We start from the raw sequence: 16,411 nt of genomic DNA, 5'->3' as shown, positions 1-16,411 counted from the left end.
ATAGAAAAATGGGAAAGATTAAAGTAACACCATGTGACATCAAGGGACTTTATGTAATCGAACCGACTGTTTTCAAGGACGAGCGCGGTTATTTTATGGAGACATACAATCAGAACGATTTCCATGAGGCGGGACTCGACATGGTATTTGTACAGGACAACCAGTCTATGTCTGTCAAGGGCGTTCTGCGCGGACTTCATTACCAGAAACAGTATCCGCAGGGCAAGCTGGTGCGTGCAGTGCGCGGTACCGTATTTGATGTGGCGGTAGACCTTCGTACTGGTTCTGAGACCTACGGAAAATGGTTTGGCGTGGTTCTTTCCGCGGAGAACAAGAAGCAGTTCTACATTCCGGAAGGATTTGCACACGGCTTCCTGGTACTGTCCGATGAGGCAGAATTTGCATACAAATGTACCGATTTTTATCATCCTGGCGATGAGGGCGGTATGGCATGGAACGATCCGGAGATTGGCGTTGAGTGGCCGATCGAGGAAGGCATGGAGTTGATTATTTCGGAGAAAGACCAGAAATGGGGCGGCTTCCGGGATGCATTCAAATTTTAAGAATGGAGTTAGGATAGAATGCGGGAACTGATTTCCCTGTTTCGGGAACTGATAGGAAAAAGAAAATTGGTCACCGAGCTTGCCAAGGCGGATTTCCGCAAGCGCTTTGTCGGCTCGTACTTTGGAATTGTCTGGATGTTTATTCAGCCGATGGTTACGATCGCGATCTATGCGTTCATCTTCGGTGAACATGGCATGAAAAATGCGCCGCCGGTTCCGGGGGCGACCTATGTCATCTGGCTGACGCCGGGTATCATCCCGTGGTTTTATTTCAGCGAGATTTTAAATACGGGCACAAACTGCCTGCAGGAGTACCATTATCTGGTTAAAAAGGTAGTATTCCAGGTGGAGATGCTTCCGGTTATCAAGCTTATCTCCTGTTTCCTGGTACATGCCTGCTTCCTGATCATTATGGCGGGGCTGTACCTGATTGACGGGCGTATGCCGTCTGCAACCTGGATTCAGGTGTTATACTATTCCTTTGCGGCGTCGATGCTTGGACTGGCGCTTACCTATTTTACCAGCGCCGTGCAGGTGTTCTTTAAAGATATGGCGCAGATCGTCGGCATCTGCCTCCAGTTCGGCATGTGGCTGACCCCGATCATGTACGACGAGGCAATCTTCACCAGCCGCGCATCCTGGCTGGAGTGGGTATTCAAGCTTAACCCATTCTACTACATCGCCGCAGGCTACCGCGACAGCATGCTTACGGGAAGCTGGTTCTTCGAGCGGCCGACGATGACGATTTATTTCTGGGTGGTAACATTTATTTTGATGATAATAGGACTGAAGGTATTCAAAAAACTTCGTCCCCATTTCTCAGACGTACTGTAGATGGGAAGGGAGCTGCTGTAGATGGTGTTGACGGCTATTGGATTATCGAGATGCGAACAACGATAATCTGAGAAGCTGCCAGTGCCGCCTCCGGCAGCTCCCTTCTGCGACAACTTATCAATAGGAGTTTACATAAAATGGTTTTCAGTTCAATCATCTTCCTATGGGTTCTTCTCCCCTGCATCCTGCTCCTCTACTACGTGAGCCCCAAACCGTTCAAAAACGGCATCCTGACCGTATTCAGCCTCTTTTTCTATGCCTGGGGCGAACCGCGGTATGTGGTGCTCATGATTTTTTCGGTTCTGCTCAACTACGGTTTCGGGCGTCTGGTGGAGAAATTCGGGAAAAAGAGATGGCTTTTGGCGCTCTGCGTGACGCTCAATCTTCTGATCCTCGGCTATTTTAAATATTACAATTTCCTCGCCGAGGTGCTGAATCCGCTGCTTCGCGGGTTTGATATAGCGCTTCCGGCGATTCAGGTGACGCTGCCGATCGGAATTTCCTTCTATACCTTCCAGGCGCTTTCCTACGTGGTGGATGTGTACCGGGGCGAAAATCAGGCGCAGAAAAATCCGCTCAACATGATGCTTTATATTTCCTTCTTCCCGCAGCTCATAGCGGGACCCATCGTGAAATACCATGACATCGAGGAGCAGATCGAAAACCGGACCGTCACGCTGGAGGGCTTTTCTTACGGCGTGAAACGCTTTATTTTCGGTCTGGGAAAGAAGGTCATCCTGGCAAATACCTTTGCCGAGGTGGTGGACGCGGTCTACGCGTATCAGGCGGCGGATGTGAGCCAGGCGATGCTCTGGCTGACGGCGCTTCTCTATATGCTGCAGATTTATTTCGATTTTTCCGGCTATTCGGACATGGCGATTGGGCTTGGAAAAATGTTTGGCTTTACATTTATTGAAAACTTCCGGCTGCCGTACACAGCGACTTCGATCCAGGATTTCTGGCGGAAATGGCATATTTCCCTCTCCAGCTGGTTTAAAGAGTACGTGTACATTCCGCTCGGCGGAAACAGGAGGGGCACGGCGCGGACGTATGTCAACCTTTGGACGGTCTTTCTGCTGACCGGCATCTGGCACGGAGCGGGCTGGACGTTCATTTTCTGGGGCATTTACCATGGCTTTTTCAACGTGCTGGAGCGCTGTTTTCTGGGAAAATGGCTGAAGCAGGAGAAATTCCGGCCGTTGGCGCATATCTATGCGGTGTTTGTCGTGCTGATCGGCTGGATTTTCTTCCGCGCGGACACGATCGGGCAGGCATTTTCCTTTATTCGGTATATGTTTGTGCCGCACAGCGCAGTCGTTTTGATGGAGCGCTACATGAACCGGAAACTCTGGATGTTTCTGGCGGCGGCGCTGCTGGCATGCGGTCCGGTGCAGTGGTTCTGGATGAAATGGAAAGGGCGCGTGCTGGCGCAGGATGGCTCGGTGACGGTCACAAGCTGGATCGGCTACATGGCGATCCTGTGGTTTTCCATTTTGCTGCTTGTCAACAATACATACAATCCATTTATTTATTTCCGTTTTTAAAAGCAGTGTAGAAAGCATGCTTGCCTGTGCAATGAGAACATAAAAATGAAAGCATGGGCGGCAGGGCGTGAAAGTACAGAAAGATGGATTCATGCAGGGAGAAGAAAACGAGAGATATGAATCGAGAGACAGGGACAAAAATACTTCTGATTGGTTCCTTTGTGGCGAGCCTGGTGCTGCCGACGCTTGTCTATCCGGCGGTCAGGAGCCATCTGGACCAGCAGAATTATGAAAACAGGGAATTGGCATCCTTTCCGGAACTGTCGGCTGCCAATTTTGACAATATTCCGACGGAATTTGAAGCGTATTACAACGACCATGTTCCGTTTAAAAATCTGTTTGTCAAGGCGAAGACAAAGCTGGATCTGGAGCTTTTAAATGAAAGCTCGATTTCGGATGTGACGGTCGGAAAAGAAAACTGGCTGTTTTACACCGTTTCGGAGGACGGCGAGGATGCGCTGGCGGATTATCAGCGGACAAATCTCTATACGGCGGATGAGAAAACAGCGCTGGCGGACGCGATTACCTCGGTAAACGAGAAAATGAAAGAGCGCGGCATCCGGTTTGTGATGTTTGAGGCACCCAACAAGGAAAGTGTCTATGCGGAATATATGCCGGATTCGGTCCGGGTATACGGAAGTGAGTCGCGTCTGGATGCGGCGCTCCCGGAGCTTGCGGCGCAGGGACTTCCGGTGTATGACATGAAGCCGGAGCTTCTGAAAGAGGCGGACACGTATCAGCTTTATTACAAATATGATACGCACTGGAACCAGATCGGCTCTTTTATCGGAAGCCAGCAGATTGCACAGACTTTGCTTGGAACCTCGACACCGCTCAGTGCAGTCTCGATTGAGGCGGCAGGACCGGCGTCCGGAGACCTGGCGCGGATGCTTAATATGGCAGCAGAGTACAGCGACGATACCGAATATGTGATTCAGAATTATCTGCCGGAGGTGACGGCTACGACGGTGGATATGAACGAGGACAACAGCTTTGCAGTATTTGAGTCGGATTCGCCGAATGATAAAACACTTCTGGTGGTAGGCGATTCCTTTAGCCAGAACCTTAAATATTTTATGCCGAAGCTGTACCGGAAAACGGTGTTTGCGACCTTTGACACATACACGGAGGCGCTTCTGGATGAGTACCAGCCGGATGATTTTGTCTATCTGACGGTCGAGCGCAACCAGGAGCTGTTTGAGGATGTGGAGCCGGTTGTCTGGCGGGATGAGGTGCCGGAGAAGGACGGGTAAGGTGCCGGATGTCCGGGCGGAAGGGGGCTGCAAAGTTTTTTTAAAACTAAATAAAAAGAATCACTCGTAAAGTGCTAGTTCGGGTGATTCTTTTTTTATGCCTCTTGATTCCATATTTTGTTGCGCGAGGGTTATTATAAAAAAATGGAAGAGGATGTAAAGAGGGAAATTTTGAAAAGCGAAGGTAGAAGGCTTGAAAATCAGGGGTGGATAGATTAAAATAAATGGATAATATATTATACAAAACAAATAAAATATAGCATTAATAGATAATATATTATCCATGATTTAAATGGAAAAAATTAAAATAGAATTTCCCCAAAGTTTGTGTTTATGGGATAATAAAGGAGAAAGGATAGGGCGGATGGAGACAGGAAAGAAACTTCAGGTTATGTATGAAGACAGACTGGTAGGAACTCTTGCATTAACAGCGAATCACAAGGTGGCATTTGAGTATGATGATGCATGGCTGGAAGAGGGATTTTCGATCAGTCCGTTTTCACTGCCTTTGAAAAAGCAGGTGTTTATTCCAAATAAGGATTATTTTGAAGGTTTGTTTGGGGTGTTTGCGGATAGCCTGCCAGATGCGTGGGGGCGCCTGCTTTTGCGGCGTCTTTTGCTGGCGCATAAGCAGCAGCCAGACGATTGGACAGTGTTAGACCGGCTGGCGGTTGTGGGAAGATCTGGGATGGGGGCGTTGACCTATCGTCCGCAGCGGGAACTTTCGGTTGAGGAGAAAAATGATAATCTGGACGAACTTGCGGAGGCCTGCCAGAAAATATTAAATACCGAATACTCGGACAAACTGGATGAACTGTACCGGCTGGGCGGTACAAGCGGAGGTGCGCGCCCAAAAATCATGACGCAGATTCAGGGAGAGGACTGGCTGATTAAATTTCCGGCACATATAGATGGAAAAGATGCAGGGAAGATGGAGTATGACTATGCGTGCTGTGCAAAACAGTGCGGAATTGTCATGAGTGAATCGAGATTGTTTCCCTCAAGGCGATGCAAAGGATATTTTGGAACCAGACGATTTGATCGGGAAATAGAAAATGGGATGGTAAAGCGGGTTCATATGCTGACGGCAGCGGCGTTATTAGAACTGGATTTTGAACAGCCAAGTCTGGATTACCATCAATTGATGAAATTAACGAAAATATTGACGAATGGGAAGGCAGAAGATATAGAAAACATGTTCCGCCGTATGTGTTTTAATGTGTTTGCCCACAACCGGGATGATCATTCAAAGAATTTTACTTATATATATCGGGAGGAGGAAGAGCAATGGCGCCTGGGACCAGCGTATGATCTGACGTACAGCAACACATATTATGGGGAACATACGACCAGCGTAGATGGCAATGGACGAAATCCGGGTGAGAAGGAGCTGCTTGCAGTTGGGCTTGCAGCCGGAATGAAAAAAACGAGATGCATGGAAATGATAAAACAGATTCGTACATGTGTGCAGGACATGTTAGGTCATTATCTTTAGAGAGGCAGGAGAGCAATATGGAAGCACTTATCTGGGAAACTGCAGATGAACTGGATCAGAAACTGGCATCACGGCTGCGTAACATCCGGAAACGCCGCGCTATTTCACAGCAGAGACTGGCGGACATGAGTGGGGTGAGTTATGGCTCAATTAAGCGATTTGAGGCGACGGGGCAGATTTCCCTTTTGTCACTCACAAAAATCGCGATGGCACTGGATTTGGCGGAAGAGCTGCGGGGGCTTTTTACGCGGGTTCCGTACAAAAATATTGAGGAGGTAATCCGCGAATCCCGTTAAGCCACCGTTCACGCATTGTGTAGGCAGCACCCATCCGCGTAGCCCTGCCAGAACCGTTCGCAGGCGACCGCGCGAGACGCCCGAATGAGCCAAGGTACATTCTTTTTTAGGCGGGATGCACAAATCCGCAAATCGCCGCCGGACGTTTTTGTTTATATTTCAAGTATGGCTGTTTTTGTAACTTTTGTACATAGTCAGGGTGTCAAAATTGGTACTTATTACATATATTAACTTATGTTTATATAATTGCAAATGACTTATAAGTTTATACCACTTCCGGGGATGGTACTTTTTGTTTGACAGTGTTATATTATTGCCATCGAAAGAAACAAGAGATTTTCACAGACGGATATCGTAATAGTATCATAAGAATATTGCAATGGATTTCCGCCTATCATATGAAAAAATATAATTTTATTTGATGGAGGTAATTATCATGATGAAAGCAACAAGAACATTCAATAACGGTTTATATCAGGAGAATTTATATCAGGCATATTACAACACACCAGCAGAAAAGCATGTAGTTTCCGAGTCCTTAGAGCAGGAAGCAATGCCGGTACTGGTACATCGTTTAGCTGCACAGTTAGGTTATACCGAGTCTGAGGCAGAAGTAGAAAAAGAGTTTCTGTGCGAAATGTAATGGATAATCTGCTCGCAAGCTTATAACCATCCGGCAGAATTGGATGAGTTACCACCAACCTAAAGCATTTACGACAGAACAAGGCTTCTGAAGCCAGAAAAAGAAAACCGTCTGAGAAAGAATGAAAGATTCTTTTACAGACGGTTTTCTTTTTTTTACCGAATCGCGTTTTTCATTGATTTCACGTATTCTGCCACATACGGCACACGGGATATCGCTTTCTTCTTTTATCAGATTTACCATCGCGCCGATATCGGTCGTGATCTCACTCCGGACGCCGGTGCCACCTTGATTCATGGAGTGATTCCATGCGCTTTGCGAGATACCTGCATATCTCCGGCAACTAACATAAGCCCTACGTCGCAGAGTACTAGGCTGAAAATATATCCAGTTTTTGGCTGCGCCATCAGCGGTCCATTGGGCAGCCTGCATCTCGACCCGGTTCTCAGCCTCCCGGACTCTCTGTGCGCGCATATGCTGCTTTGATCTCCGCTTCAACGGTTTTGGTGTGTTCGATTTTTCATCAATATACTACGATGATGTAAAGTGTCAAATATTTTTTGAGAAAAAATTAAATTTTTTTAAAATTATGTGATTCTTTGGAAGTATGTCCCAGCCTTGCCAGCAGCAAAATAGCGAAGAAAGTGATCATTTCCGACGCCAGGAAAGACAGCCAGACGCCGTTCAGCCCAAACAGGCGCGCCAGTGTGACAGCGCAGGGGATGATAGCGACGGCCCCGCGCAGCAGAGAACCGGCGATGGCTGGTTTTGGCTGCGCGACGGCGGAAAAATAGGCAACCAGCAGGATGTTGATGCCAGCAAAGAGAAAGCCCAGGAAATACAGCCGGAGCCCGCTGTGGGCGTAATGCAGAAGTTCGGCGTTCTGCTCCTGGTTGAAGATCTGGATCAGTGGATCGGTCATGCTCCAGGTCAGCACCAGAATGATCGCTTCCACGATCAGGCAGGCGATGACGCCCCAGGTCAGGAACTGGCGGCTCTGCGTGTGATCGCCTTTTCCGTAGCTTTCGCTGATGAGCGGCTGCGTGCCCTGCGCGAGTCCGTTGAACAGGCACATGGCAACGACGGAGAGATTGGCAGTGACGCCGTAAGCGGCGACACCGACATTTCCGGCGAGTCCCAGAAGCAGGAAATTAAAGACGATCGCGATCACGGCGGAGGATATTTCGCCGACAAAGGCGGATACGCCGAGCTGGCAGCAGGCGATCAGGTGGCGCAGGGATGGAGCGCGAAAACGGAATCCGACCTGATTGTGTTTTCCCAGGTAGTGCGTGCCGCAGATGCTCATCGTCACAAGCGGGCAGAATGCCGTCGCTAACGCCGCGCCGGTCAGTCCCAGACCTGCCGGAAACATGAAGATGTAGTCAAACACGATGTTGAACATACTTCCGGCGATGGAGCCGAGCATCGCGATCGCCGGAGCGCTGTCATTGCGCGCAAACGCCGTGAATGCGTAGTTGGACATAAAAAAAGGCGAGGCAGCCAGAATAATGCGGAGATACTGCTTTCCGAGCGCGGTCAGCCCCGCGTCTGCGCCGAGAAGCTGCAAGATTTTATCCGGGATGAAAATGCCTGCCAGCACCAGCGGAATGCTGATGAGAATATCCCAGGTTACGGCGGAGAGAAAATAGAAGCTGGCGTTTTTGCCCTGCGCACGGTCGATCGCATAACGGGTCGCCGATCCGATCCCGATCATTGCTCCAATCGCATAGATCAGTCCGTAAACCGGTAAAATCAGATTTAAGACCGCCAGACCATCTGCACCGGAGTAGACCGAGATAAAATAGGTGTCTGCGAGGATGTAGACGGAAATTCCCAGCATGCCCGCCATGCTTTGGAAAATGTATTTAAAAAATTTCTGTAACATAAAAAATCTCCCTTGTATGTATTCTCATAAACGGTAACGACCATTGTACCGAAGAATGGAAATAAATACAAGGGAGAATGTGTTTTTTTACAGCTTCTTGGCCCGCTCTTTAATATTCTGATGGAAGTTGATGATGTCATGCTCATACTCCTCATCCATCAGCGGCGAGGTAATCATAAAATCGGCAGTCGCTTTATTGTTGGCGATCGGGATATCGTAAACCTGGGCGATTCGAAGAAGCGCCTTGACATCCGGATCGTGCGGCTGGGCGGTCAGGGGATCGGAGAAGAAGATGATAAAATCAACCTGTCCCTCGACGACTTTTGCACCGATCTGCTGGTCGCCGCCCAGAGGACCGCTGTTATAGCCCTTGACCGGAAGCCCGGTATATTCCGTAATCATGCGGGCGGTTGTGCCGGTTCCGCATAAGAAATGTTTTTTGAGGATCTCTTTGTTCGCCTCACACCAGTCGATGAGTTCACGTTTTTTATTGTCGTGTGCGATGAGTGCAATATTTTTTTGTTTTCGAATTGTCATTGTTAAAAAATCCATAGAATCATCCTCCTTTGCCATGATTTTTGCATAGCATCTGGATATTGTCAAGAAAATACAAAACATTTCACAAAAAAATACGAATGTTTTTCGTGAGTACATAGAAAGAGGTGTGTTTTTCTGCGTACAGGAATTGCAAGAAACATAGAAAACATGCTATACTACGAGAATAGTGGAACAGGAGGAACGAAAAAGATATATGTCTGCTGAAAATACAACAAACACAGGGGCACAAGAGGCGGAGAACGCAGAGAAGTACGCGGTCGAAGTGAAAAATGTGACCAAGATATACAGGCTGTATGATAAACCGATCGACCGGCTGAAAGAATCGCTGAGCGTCAGCCATAAAGAATACCACAAGGATTTCTACGCGTTGAGCGATCTTTCCTTTACGGTTGAAAAAGGTCAGACGGTCGGCATCATCGGTACGAATGGTTCGGGTAAATCGACGATCCTTAAGATCATTACCGGCGTTCTCACGCCGACGACCGGCGAGGTGACGGTGCGCGGCAAAATTTCGGCGCTGCTGGAGCTGGGAGCCGGATTTAACCAGGACTACACCGGTATCGAAAATATCTATATGAACGGTACTATGATGGGATATACCAAAAAAGAGATGGATGCAAAGCTGCCGGAGATTCTCGATTTTGCCGAGATTGGCGATTTCGTCTATCAGCCGGTCAAGACGTACTCGAGCGGTATGTTCGTGCGTCTGGCATTTGCGCTTGCGATCAACGTCGAGCCGGAGATCCTGATCGTTGATGAGGCGCTCTCGGTCGGGGATGTCTTTTTCCAGTCCAAGTGCTACCGCCGCATGGAGGAGATCCGCAAAAACGGCACGACGATCATCATGGTAACCCATGATATGGGAAGTATCATCAAATACTGCGATAAGGTAGTGCTGCTCAATAAGGGAGAATTTATCGCACAGGGTTCGGCGGGCAAGATGGTCGATCTCTACAAAAAGATTCTGGCAGGACAGATGGACGCGCTGCGCGCCGAGCTGGAAGTGATGAACGATTTTTCCGGGGACAAGGTAGTAAAAGCGGAGAAAGCAGGAGCCGGAAGTGCGGAGAATGGTGCATCTGGAAATGAGGCTGGAAATAACGATGCCGGAAATATAAACGGCTCCGGGGCAGTGGATGGCACCGCAGAAAATGGAGTCGCTTCAGCATCGGACGGCACCGGAAATCCGGCTGCTTTGAACGGAGAAACGGCGAAAAAGCCGGGCTTAATGCGCGACAAGCTGACGATCAACGCAAACCGCGAGGAGTACGGCGACGGAAGGGCGCAGATCTTCGATCTGGGACTGGTGGACGCGCGCGGCAATATCACTAACCTGCTCTTAAAAGGCGAAGAGTTTACCATCCGCGAGCGCATCCGTTTCAATGCACCGATTCAGGCACCGATCTTTACTTATACGATCAAGGATAAGAAAGGAACCGACCTGACCGGCACGAACACCCTGTTTGAGGGAACGGATGTCCATCCGGTCAAGGAGGGCGATATTTACGATGTCGCGTTTACGCAGAAGATGACTCTGCAGGGCGGCGAATACCTGCTGTCCATGAGCTGTACCGGATTTGAAGGCGGCGAGCACGTGGTGTACCACCGTCTCTACGATGTGGCAAATATTACCGTTATTTCTAATAAGAACACGGTCGGTGTCTACGACATGGAGCCGGATGTAGCGGTCAGGTTATCGCCGGCCGGAGAGGCAGCGAAGCAGGCGGAGTCGCTTAGTGCGGATGAGGCGGCACAGGAAGATCTGCAGGCATGATAAAAGGAGAAATAAGATGAAAAAAATCAATCAGGAGCTGATTGCTCTGTTTGATAAATACGGCAGTGACCGGCGCCAGGCGCTGCGGGAAAATAAGAAGCTTTCCTATCTGTACGCACTGGCAGATTTGCGGGAAAACCTGTTGGACTGGTGCCAATTTGACCCGGAACAGCAGGCGCTGCAGATCGGGGCGGACGCGGGCGCGCTGACAGGGCTGCTTGCCAGACGTTTATCGTCGGTAACGGTGCTGGATGCTTCCGAAGAAAATCTGGAGGTAGTACGCCGCCGCTTCCAGACAGATCCCGAGCTGGCGGCGAAGATCCGCTATGTCTGTGCGGATGTGGAGACGTATGCGATGAAAGCGGAAAAGCGTGGCGGGACATATGGATATGTAATGCTGATCGGGGGGTTGACGGCGGCAGATAAAGCGGGACGCGCGGCACAGATGACAGCCGCAAAACAGCTTCTTTCTGCTCATGGAACCTTAATTGCGGCGGCTTCCAACTGGTTTGGCGTGAAATACATGGCAGGCGCAGAGCGGGAGACGGGCGCACTTTCCTGGAACGAAATGAAGCAGCTGCTTCCGGGCGGGGAATTTTACTATCCGATGCCGGATTACCGGACGGCGGGAGAGATTTTTTCAGATGCCTATCTGCCGAAAAAAGGCGATCTGACCGGTGTGTTACCGGTCTATGACTGTCCGCAGTATATGCTGATGGATATGGGGGCGGCGCTCGATGCAGCCTGCGAAGACGGACGGTTCCCGGAATTTGCGAATGCATTTCTGGTTTTTTGGCAGAGACAGGCTGCGCCGGAAGCTGAGAATGCTTCACAGGACGTTATCTATGTGAAATACAACCGCACCCGCGAAGACCGCTTCCAGATCCGGACAGAGATCCGTGAAAAGAATGGAACCCGCGAGGTCTGGAAGACGGCGCTCTATCCGGAGGGAAAGGCGCACATCCAGTCCTTCGAAGAAAAATATCAGGTGCTTGACCGTCAGAATCCGTCCCTGAAACTGGCAAAACCGGAGCTTCAGGACGAGGGAATGACAGCGGTATTTCCGTATTTAGAGGGAAAAACGCGGGCGGAACTTCTGGGAGAAATTCTGACTGCCCAGGGCGCGGATGCGGAGGTTTCCGCGATCCGGGCTGCGATGGATGAGATCTACAGCATCCGCCCGGAGGAACGCAAACCATTTGCGGTGACACCGGAATTTATCAAGGTATTTAATGCGCTGGGCGAGCTGGATTCCTATCGGGATAAAGAGACAGAAAATGGCGGCGGATGGGCTTCTTTAGGGGCAGTTCTTGCGGACGAGAGCTGCAGCGCCTCCAACATTGACGCCCTTTTTGAAAATATGCTGGTGACGGCGGACGGAACTTATGCGATCGACTATGAGTGGGTCTTCTTATTCCCGGTTCCGGCTGGTTTTGTGAAATACAGGACACTGGTTTATTTCTACCGCCGTTATAAGAGTCTGTTGGGCGGTCAGGCCGAGCGGGAATTTATCGGACAGTTCCCGGAGTATGTGAAGGCGGATGAGAAGCTGCTTTCGCTTTACGAGGCGATGGAACGCGGCTTCCAGGAGTACGTGCACGGGGAAAACCAGCGCACTTACCAGGAAGATTACATGGTAAAGACGAAGACATTAGCCGATCTTTCCCATGTGGACGGAGAACTTGCAAGGGCAAACGAACGTCTGGATGCGCTCCGGGCAGAAAATTCGGAAAAAGATACGGCACTCCGCAAAGTGCAGGAGGTACAGCGCCTGACGAATAACCACGTGGCGAATCTGGACGTTATCATTTCTGATCTGCGCCATGAAAATGCAGAGCTTGGCAAGACGCTGACCTACTTAAATGGTCATGAGGCGGTCATTTTCAAGGTGCGCCGCAAGCTCGGACAGGCATTTAACCGGTGCTATCCAAAGGGCACGGTACGCCGCAAGAAGCTCGGCTACTGGAAACGCACAATTCTTCATCCGGGCAAAATGATGAAGATGTACACCACCGAGGAAGGAAAGAACCTTATCAAAGGTGATTTTGAGATAGGTGAGGAGTATCTGACTTACGGAAAAATCCACCTTCCGAAGGAAGAAAATCCGACGGTTTCCATCGTAATTCCGGTATACAACCAGATTCACTATACTTATCTATGCCTGCAGTCGATTCTGGAGCATACGAAGGATGTGAGCTATGAGGTTATCATCGCAGATGACGTTTCAACCGATGCCACCGAGCATCTGGCAGAGTTTGCCGATAACCTGGTGATCTGCCGTAACCAGACGAACCAGGGCTTCTTGCGCAACTGCAACCAGGCGGCGAAGGCGGCGCGCGGCAAATACGTGATGTTTTTAAACAACGATACCCAGGTAACAGAAGGCTGGCTAAGCTCCCTGGTAAATTTGATTGAATCTGATTCCACCATCGGTATGGTAGGTTCTAAGCTGGTATATCCGGATGGGCGTTTACAGGAGGCGGGCGGCATCATCTGGAGCGATGGTTCCGGCTGGAATTACGGCCGCCTCGACGATCCGGATAAGGCAGAATATAACTACGTCAAGGATGTAGACTATATTTCCGGCGCAGCGATTCTTTTATCCACCGCACTCTGGAAGCAGATCGGCGGTTTCGACGAGCGGTTTGCCCCGGCATACTGCGAGGATTCGGATCTGGCATTTGAGGTGCGGAAAGCGGGCTACCGCGTCGTTTACCAGCCAAAATCCAAGGTCATCCATTTCGAAGGCATTTCCAACGGAACGGATGTCAACGGAACCGGTCTGAAACGGTATCAGGTGGAAAACAGCGAGAAGCTCAAAGAAAAATGGAAAGAAGAATTTAAGAACCAGTGCGTCAACACCGGCAATCCGAATCCATTCCGCGCACGCGAGCGCAGCATGGGCAAAAAGATCATTGTCGTGATCGATCACTATGTGCCGACCTTTGACAAAGATGCCGGTTCCAAGACAACGTTCCAGTACCTGAAAATGTTCCTGAAAAAGGGGTATGTTGTTAAATTTATCGGAGATAATTACCTCCATGAGGAACCGTATACGTCTACGCTGCAGCAGATGGGAATCGAGGTTCTCTACGGACAGGAATACCTGACCGGTATCTGGGACTGGCTGGTGAAAAATGGAAAAGATATCCACGTGGCATATCTGAACCGCCCGCATATCGCGACGAAGTATGTGGATTTTATCAAAGAACACACGGATATCAAGATGATTTACTACGGTCACGACCTTCATTTTATGCGTGAGTTCCGCGAGTATGAGCTGACCGGCGATGTGAAGAAGCGTCAGGAATCCGAATATTGGAAATCGATCGAGTTTTCACTCTTCCACAAAGTGGCGGTGTCCTATTATCCGTCCTACGTCGAAGAAGAGGCGATCCACGCCGTTGATGAGACGATCCCGGTCAAGGCGATCACGGCATATGTCTATGAGGAGTTTTTGCAGAATCTGAATAAAGACTTCGCCAAACGGGAAGGACTCCTGTTTGTCGGCGGTTTCGCGCATCCGCCGAACGCAGACGCGGTGCTCTGGTTCGCGAAAGAAGTATTCCCGAAGATCCGGGAACAGATCAAGGTCAACTTCTACATCGTAGGTTCCAAAGTAACCGACGAGATCAAAGCACTGGAACAGCCTGGAAACGGCATCATCGTCAAAGGTTTTGTAAGTGAAGAAGAACTGGCAGACCTGTACCGGAACTGCCGGATTGTAGTGGTACCGCTCCGCTACGGCGCAGGTGTTAAGGGCAAGGTGGTAGAAGCCATCTATAACGGCGCCCCCATCGTCACCACCTCCGTCGGCAGCGAGGGAATCCCGGATGTAGAAAAAGTTCTCCTCGTCAAGGATCAGCCGGACGAGTTTGCCGAGACAGTCGTAGAACTCTACAAAGACGAAAAACGCCTGGAAGACCTGGCAGAGAAAACGCAGGTTTATATCCGCGAGCATTTCAGTATTGATGCGGCTTGGGATGTGATTAAGGAAGATTTTGAATAAAAAATAGTAAAAGATAGAAAATTATATATAATAAAGAAAACGATCAGGGGAATGTGCTTCTGATCGTTTTCTTGCGTAAGGGTAATTTAAAGTTATCCAAGGAAGGAAAGAGCTAGCTACGCCGGTATGCTGCAGGCTCTTTCCTGTACTACCGGGTAGAGCACTCTATATTACCGATCGTTCTTCCGCAGCGCTTCCACCCGTCCATACCTCCGATACATCAAAAGCTCAAATACCACCATACAAGCCCATCCAATCGTCGTACCAATCGCTACAGCCTGAATTCCCAGCCGTCCAAACAGCGCATAACTGATCACAACGCGGATCGGAATCTGCACCAGAGTCGCGAACAGGGTGATCATCAGGTGCCCGATTCCCCGGTAATATCCCTGAAAGGTATTGGTGATACCACTGATGAAGTAAAAGCTAGCCATCGGCACCAGATAGGACATGCCCTGACGCAGCGCCTCCGTTTCATTCGGCTTCAAGAAAATGCCGAGCAGCGGGTGACGGCAGAACAGCACGACCACCGCTGTCAAAATAATATAAATTTCTGCAATCACCAGCATTTTCCGAAGCCCTTTCGGAATCCGGTCATACTCTTTCGCGCCGAGGTTCTGTGCGGAGAACGTCGTGATAGATGCCGCGAGGCTGTCGCCCGGGGCGAGCACGTAGCTGTCGATGATGGAGACGGCATTAAAAGCGGCAACTGCATCGACACCGAGCGCATTGACGCCGGACTGGACGAGCAGGCGGCCGACGTAGAGAATCGTCTGCTGGACGGCGGAAATGGAGCTGAAATCGATCGTTTTTTTGAGCATCGAGGTTTTCAGTTTCAGATCCCGGATGCCGAGCCGTAAGAGCGGCACCTTCGACCAGATATAGACAAAGAGGGCGAGCGCAGAGACTGCCTGCGAGATGATTGTAGCGATTGCCGCACCGGGAACACCGAGGCGGCAGATGCCAACCAGGAATACATCCAGAAATACATTGACAATAGTAGTCAGGATCAGGACATAGAGCGGCGCTCTGGAATCTCCGATCGCGCGCAGGGCGGCGGAGAAAATATTGTAAAAAAAGGTAAAAATAAGACCCAGCGAGATAATCTGCAAATACAAGGACGCCTGTGCTGAGATTTCTTCCGGCGTCTGCGTCAGGCGGATAAACAGGCGGCTTCCCGCCAGTGAGATTCCGGAGAGTACGATGGTTAAAAGCAGTCCGGAGAGTACAGAGGTCGCAAATTCATCCTTCAAATCCTGGTAATCTTTTGCACCAAAGTAGCTTGCCATTAAAATCGATGCGCCGAGTGACAGTCCCACAATCAGAAAAGTCAGGATATTCATGATCGGACCTGCCGCACCGACTGCCGCCAATGCTTCTTTTCCGTAAAATTGTCCGACAACCACCGAATCGACCGTGTGGTAGAGCTGTTGAAATAAATTTCCAAAAACAAGCGGAACCGCGTAGGCAATCAGGTGTCCGGTTATATTTCCTTTTGTCATATCACGTGCCATAAGCATTCCTCCAAATCCCAATTTATAACTAAGATTGTAGCAC

The 16,411-nt window shown here is 49.7% G+C and carries 13 protein-coding genes; 9 read left to right on the top strand and 4 right to left on the bottom strand.

The genetic code is table 11. The features are described from left to right. Positions 1-8: 8 nt before the first annotated feature. The 7 genes from rfbC to PG862_RS00495 all read left to right on the top strand — a co-directional run bounded on the left by rfbC (position 9) and on the right by PG862_RS00495 (position 6,628). Positions 9-563: a dTDP-4-dehydrorhamnose 3,5-epimerase gene (rfbC, locus tag PG862_RS00525; RefSeq protein WP_022360048.1), complete on the top strand. Its 555-nt coding sequence runs from the start codon at positions 9-11 to the stop codon at positions 561-563. An 18-nt stretch (positions 564-581) separates the two neighbouring features. Then, positions 582-1,397 carry an ABC transporter permease gene (locus PG862_RS00520; RefSeq protein ID WP_022360049.1) on the top strand — a complete coding sequence of 272 codons (816 nt, stop codon included), beginning with the start codon at positions 582-584 and terminating at the stop codon, positions 1,395-1,397. A 137-nt stretch (positions 1,398-1,534) separates the two neighbouring features. After that, positions 1,535-2,941, top strand: coding sequence for an MBOAT family O-acyltransferase (locus tag PG862_RS00515; protein WP_118469204.1), 1,407 nt, complete (start codon positions 1,535-1,537; stop codon positions 2,939-2,941). 116 nt (positions 2,942-3,057) lie between these two features. Beyond that, positions 3,058-4,194, top strand: a complete 1,137-nt coding sequence (locus PG862_RS00510) for an alginate O-acetyltransferase AlgX-related protein (protein ID WP_182448400.1) — start codon at positions 3,058-3,060, stop codon at positions 4,192-4,194. A 364-nt stretch (positions 4,195-4,558) separates the two neighbouring features. Continuing rightward, entirely contained in the window at positions 4,559-5,689 is a 1,131-nt protein-coding gene (locus PG862_RS00505) for a type II toxin-antitoxin system HipA family toxin (protein WP_107000706.1), read from the top strand. A gap of 17 nt (positions 5,690-5,706) precedes the next feature. Then, entirely contained in the window at positions 5,707-5,985 is a 279-nt protein-coding gene (locus PG862_RS00500; protein WP_107000705.1) for a helix-turn-helix domain-containing protein, read from the top strand. Positions 5,986-6,421: 436 nt separating this feature from the next. Continuing rightward, positions 6,422-6,628 (top strand): hypothetical protein, encoded by a 207-nt coding sequence (locus PG862_RS00495; RefSeq protein ID WP_107000704.1) that lies wholly within the window; start codon positions 6,422-6,424, stop codon positions 6,626-6,628. 48 nt (positions 6,629-6,676) lie between these two features. Here the strand turns inward: PG862_RS00495 and PG862_RS14325 are convergent, their stop codons facing one another. The 3 genes from PG862_RS14325 to PG862_RS00480 form a co-directional block, all read right to left on the bottom strand. After that, the gene (locus tag PG862_RS14325) at positions 6,677-7,102 is read right to left on the bottom strand and encodes a hypothetical protein (protein WP_309403200.1); all 426 of its coding nucleotides are present in this window, start codon (positions 7,100-7,102) and stop codon (positions 6,677-6,679) included. A 97-nt stretch (positions 7,103-7,199) separates the two neighbouring features. Next, complete coding sequence (locus PG862_RS00485) at positions 7,200-8,513, bottom strand: MATE family efflux transporter (RefSeq protein ID WP_118637832.1); 1,314 nt, start codon at positions 8,511-8,513, stop codon at positions 7,200-7,202. An 87-nt stretch (positions 8,514-8,600) separates the two neighbouring features. Next, positions 8,601-9,065: a methylglyoxal synthase gene (locus PG862_RS00480; protein WP_117796860.1), complete on the bottom strand. Its 465-nt coding sequence runs from the start codon at positions 9,063-9,065 to the stop codon at positions 8,601-8,603. A gap of 199 nt (positions 9,066-9,264) precedes the next feature. Here PG862_RS00480 and PG862_RS00475 point away from each other — a divergent pair, with 199 nt between their 5' ends. Continuing rightward, entirely contained in the window at positions 9,265-10,845 is a 1,581-nt protein-coding gene (locus PG862_RS00475) for an ABC transporter ATP-binding protein (RefSeq protein WP_117796861.1), read from the top strand. A 16-nt stretch (positions 10,846-10,861) separates the two neighbouring features. Further along, entirely contained in the window at positions 10,862-14,854 is a 3,993-nt protein-coding gene (locus PG862_RS00470) for a glycosyltransferase (RefSeq protein WP_270706185.1), read from the top strand. A 170-nt stretch (positions 14,855-15,024) separates the two neighbouring features. On the opposite strand, the gene PG862_RS00465 is transcribed toward PG862_RS00470, so the two are convergent. Continuing rightward, positions 15,025-16,368 carry an MATE family efflux transporter gene (locus tag PG862_RS00465; protein ID WP_270706184.1) on the bottom strand — a complete coding sequence of 448 codons (1,344 nt, stop codon included), beginning with the start codon at positions 16,366-16,368 and terminating at the stop codon, positions 15,025-15,027. Between the last annotated feature and the right edge of the window lie 43 nt (positions 16,369-16,411).

Origin of the sequence: Clostridium fessum, assembly GCF_027698965.1 — a bacterium.
GTDB classification, from domain to species: domain Bacteria; phylum Bacillota; class Clostridia; order Lachnospirales; family Lachnospiraceae; genus Otoolea; species Otoolea fessa.
Note: the sequence above shows the minus strand (reverse complement) of the source record. Positions and strands in the feature narration are given on the sequence as shown.

Bases quoted from the DNA above. Each gene is read 5' to 3' on its own strand.
- PG862_RS00465 (WP_270706184.1), bottom strand. From the start codon at position 16,368: ATGGCACGTGATATGACAAAAGGAAATATAACCGGACACCTGATTGCC.
- PG862_RS00515 (WP_118469204.1), top strand. From the start codon at position 1,535: ATGGTTTTCAGTTCAATCATCTTCCTATGGGTTCTTCTCCCCTGCATC.
- PG862_RS00500 (WP_107000705.1), top strand. From the start codon at position 5,707: ATGGAAGCACTTATCTGGGAAACTGCAGATGAACTGGATCAGAAACTG.
- PG862_RS00520 (WP_022360049.1), top strand. From the start codon at position 582: ATGCGGGAACTGATTTCCCTGTTTCGGGAACTGATAGGAAAAAGAAAA.
- PG862_RS00505 (WP_107000706.1), top strand. From the start codon at position 4,559: ATGGAGACAGGAAAGAAACTTCAGGTTATGTATGAAGACAGACTGGTA.
- PG862_RS00480 (WP_117796860.1), bottom strand. From the start codon at position 9,065: ATGGATTTTTTAACAATGACAATTCGAAAACAAAAAAATATTGCACTC.
- PG862_RS00470 (WP_270706185.1), top strand. From the start codon at position 10,862: ATGAAAAAAATCAATCAGGAGCTGATTGCTCTGTTTGATAAATACGGC.
- PG862_RS00475 (WP_117796861.1), top strand. From the start codon at position 9,265: ATGTCTGCTGAAAATACAACAAACACAGGGGCACAAGAGGCGGAGAAC.
- PG862_RS00485 (WP_118637832.1), bottom strand. From the start codon at position 8,513: ATGTTACAGAAATTTTTTAAATACATTTTCCAAAGCATGGCGGGCATG.
- PG862_RS14325 (WP_309403200.1), bottom strand. From the start codon at position 7,102: ATGCGCGCACAGAGAGTCCGGGAGGCTGAGAACCGGGTCGAGATGCAG.
- PG862_RS00495 (WP_107000704.1), top strand. From the start codon at position 6,422: ATGATGAAAGCAACAAGAACATTCAATAACGGTTTATATCAGGAGAAT.
- PG862_RS00510 (WP_182448400.1), top strand. From the start codon at position 3,058: ATGAATCGAGAGACAGGGACAAAAATACTTCTGATTGGTTCCTTTGTG.
- rfbC (WP_022360048.1), top strand. From the start codon at position 9: ATGGGAAAGATTAAAGTAACACCATGTGACATCAAGGGACTTTATGTA.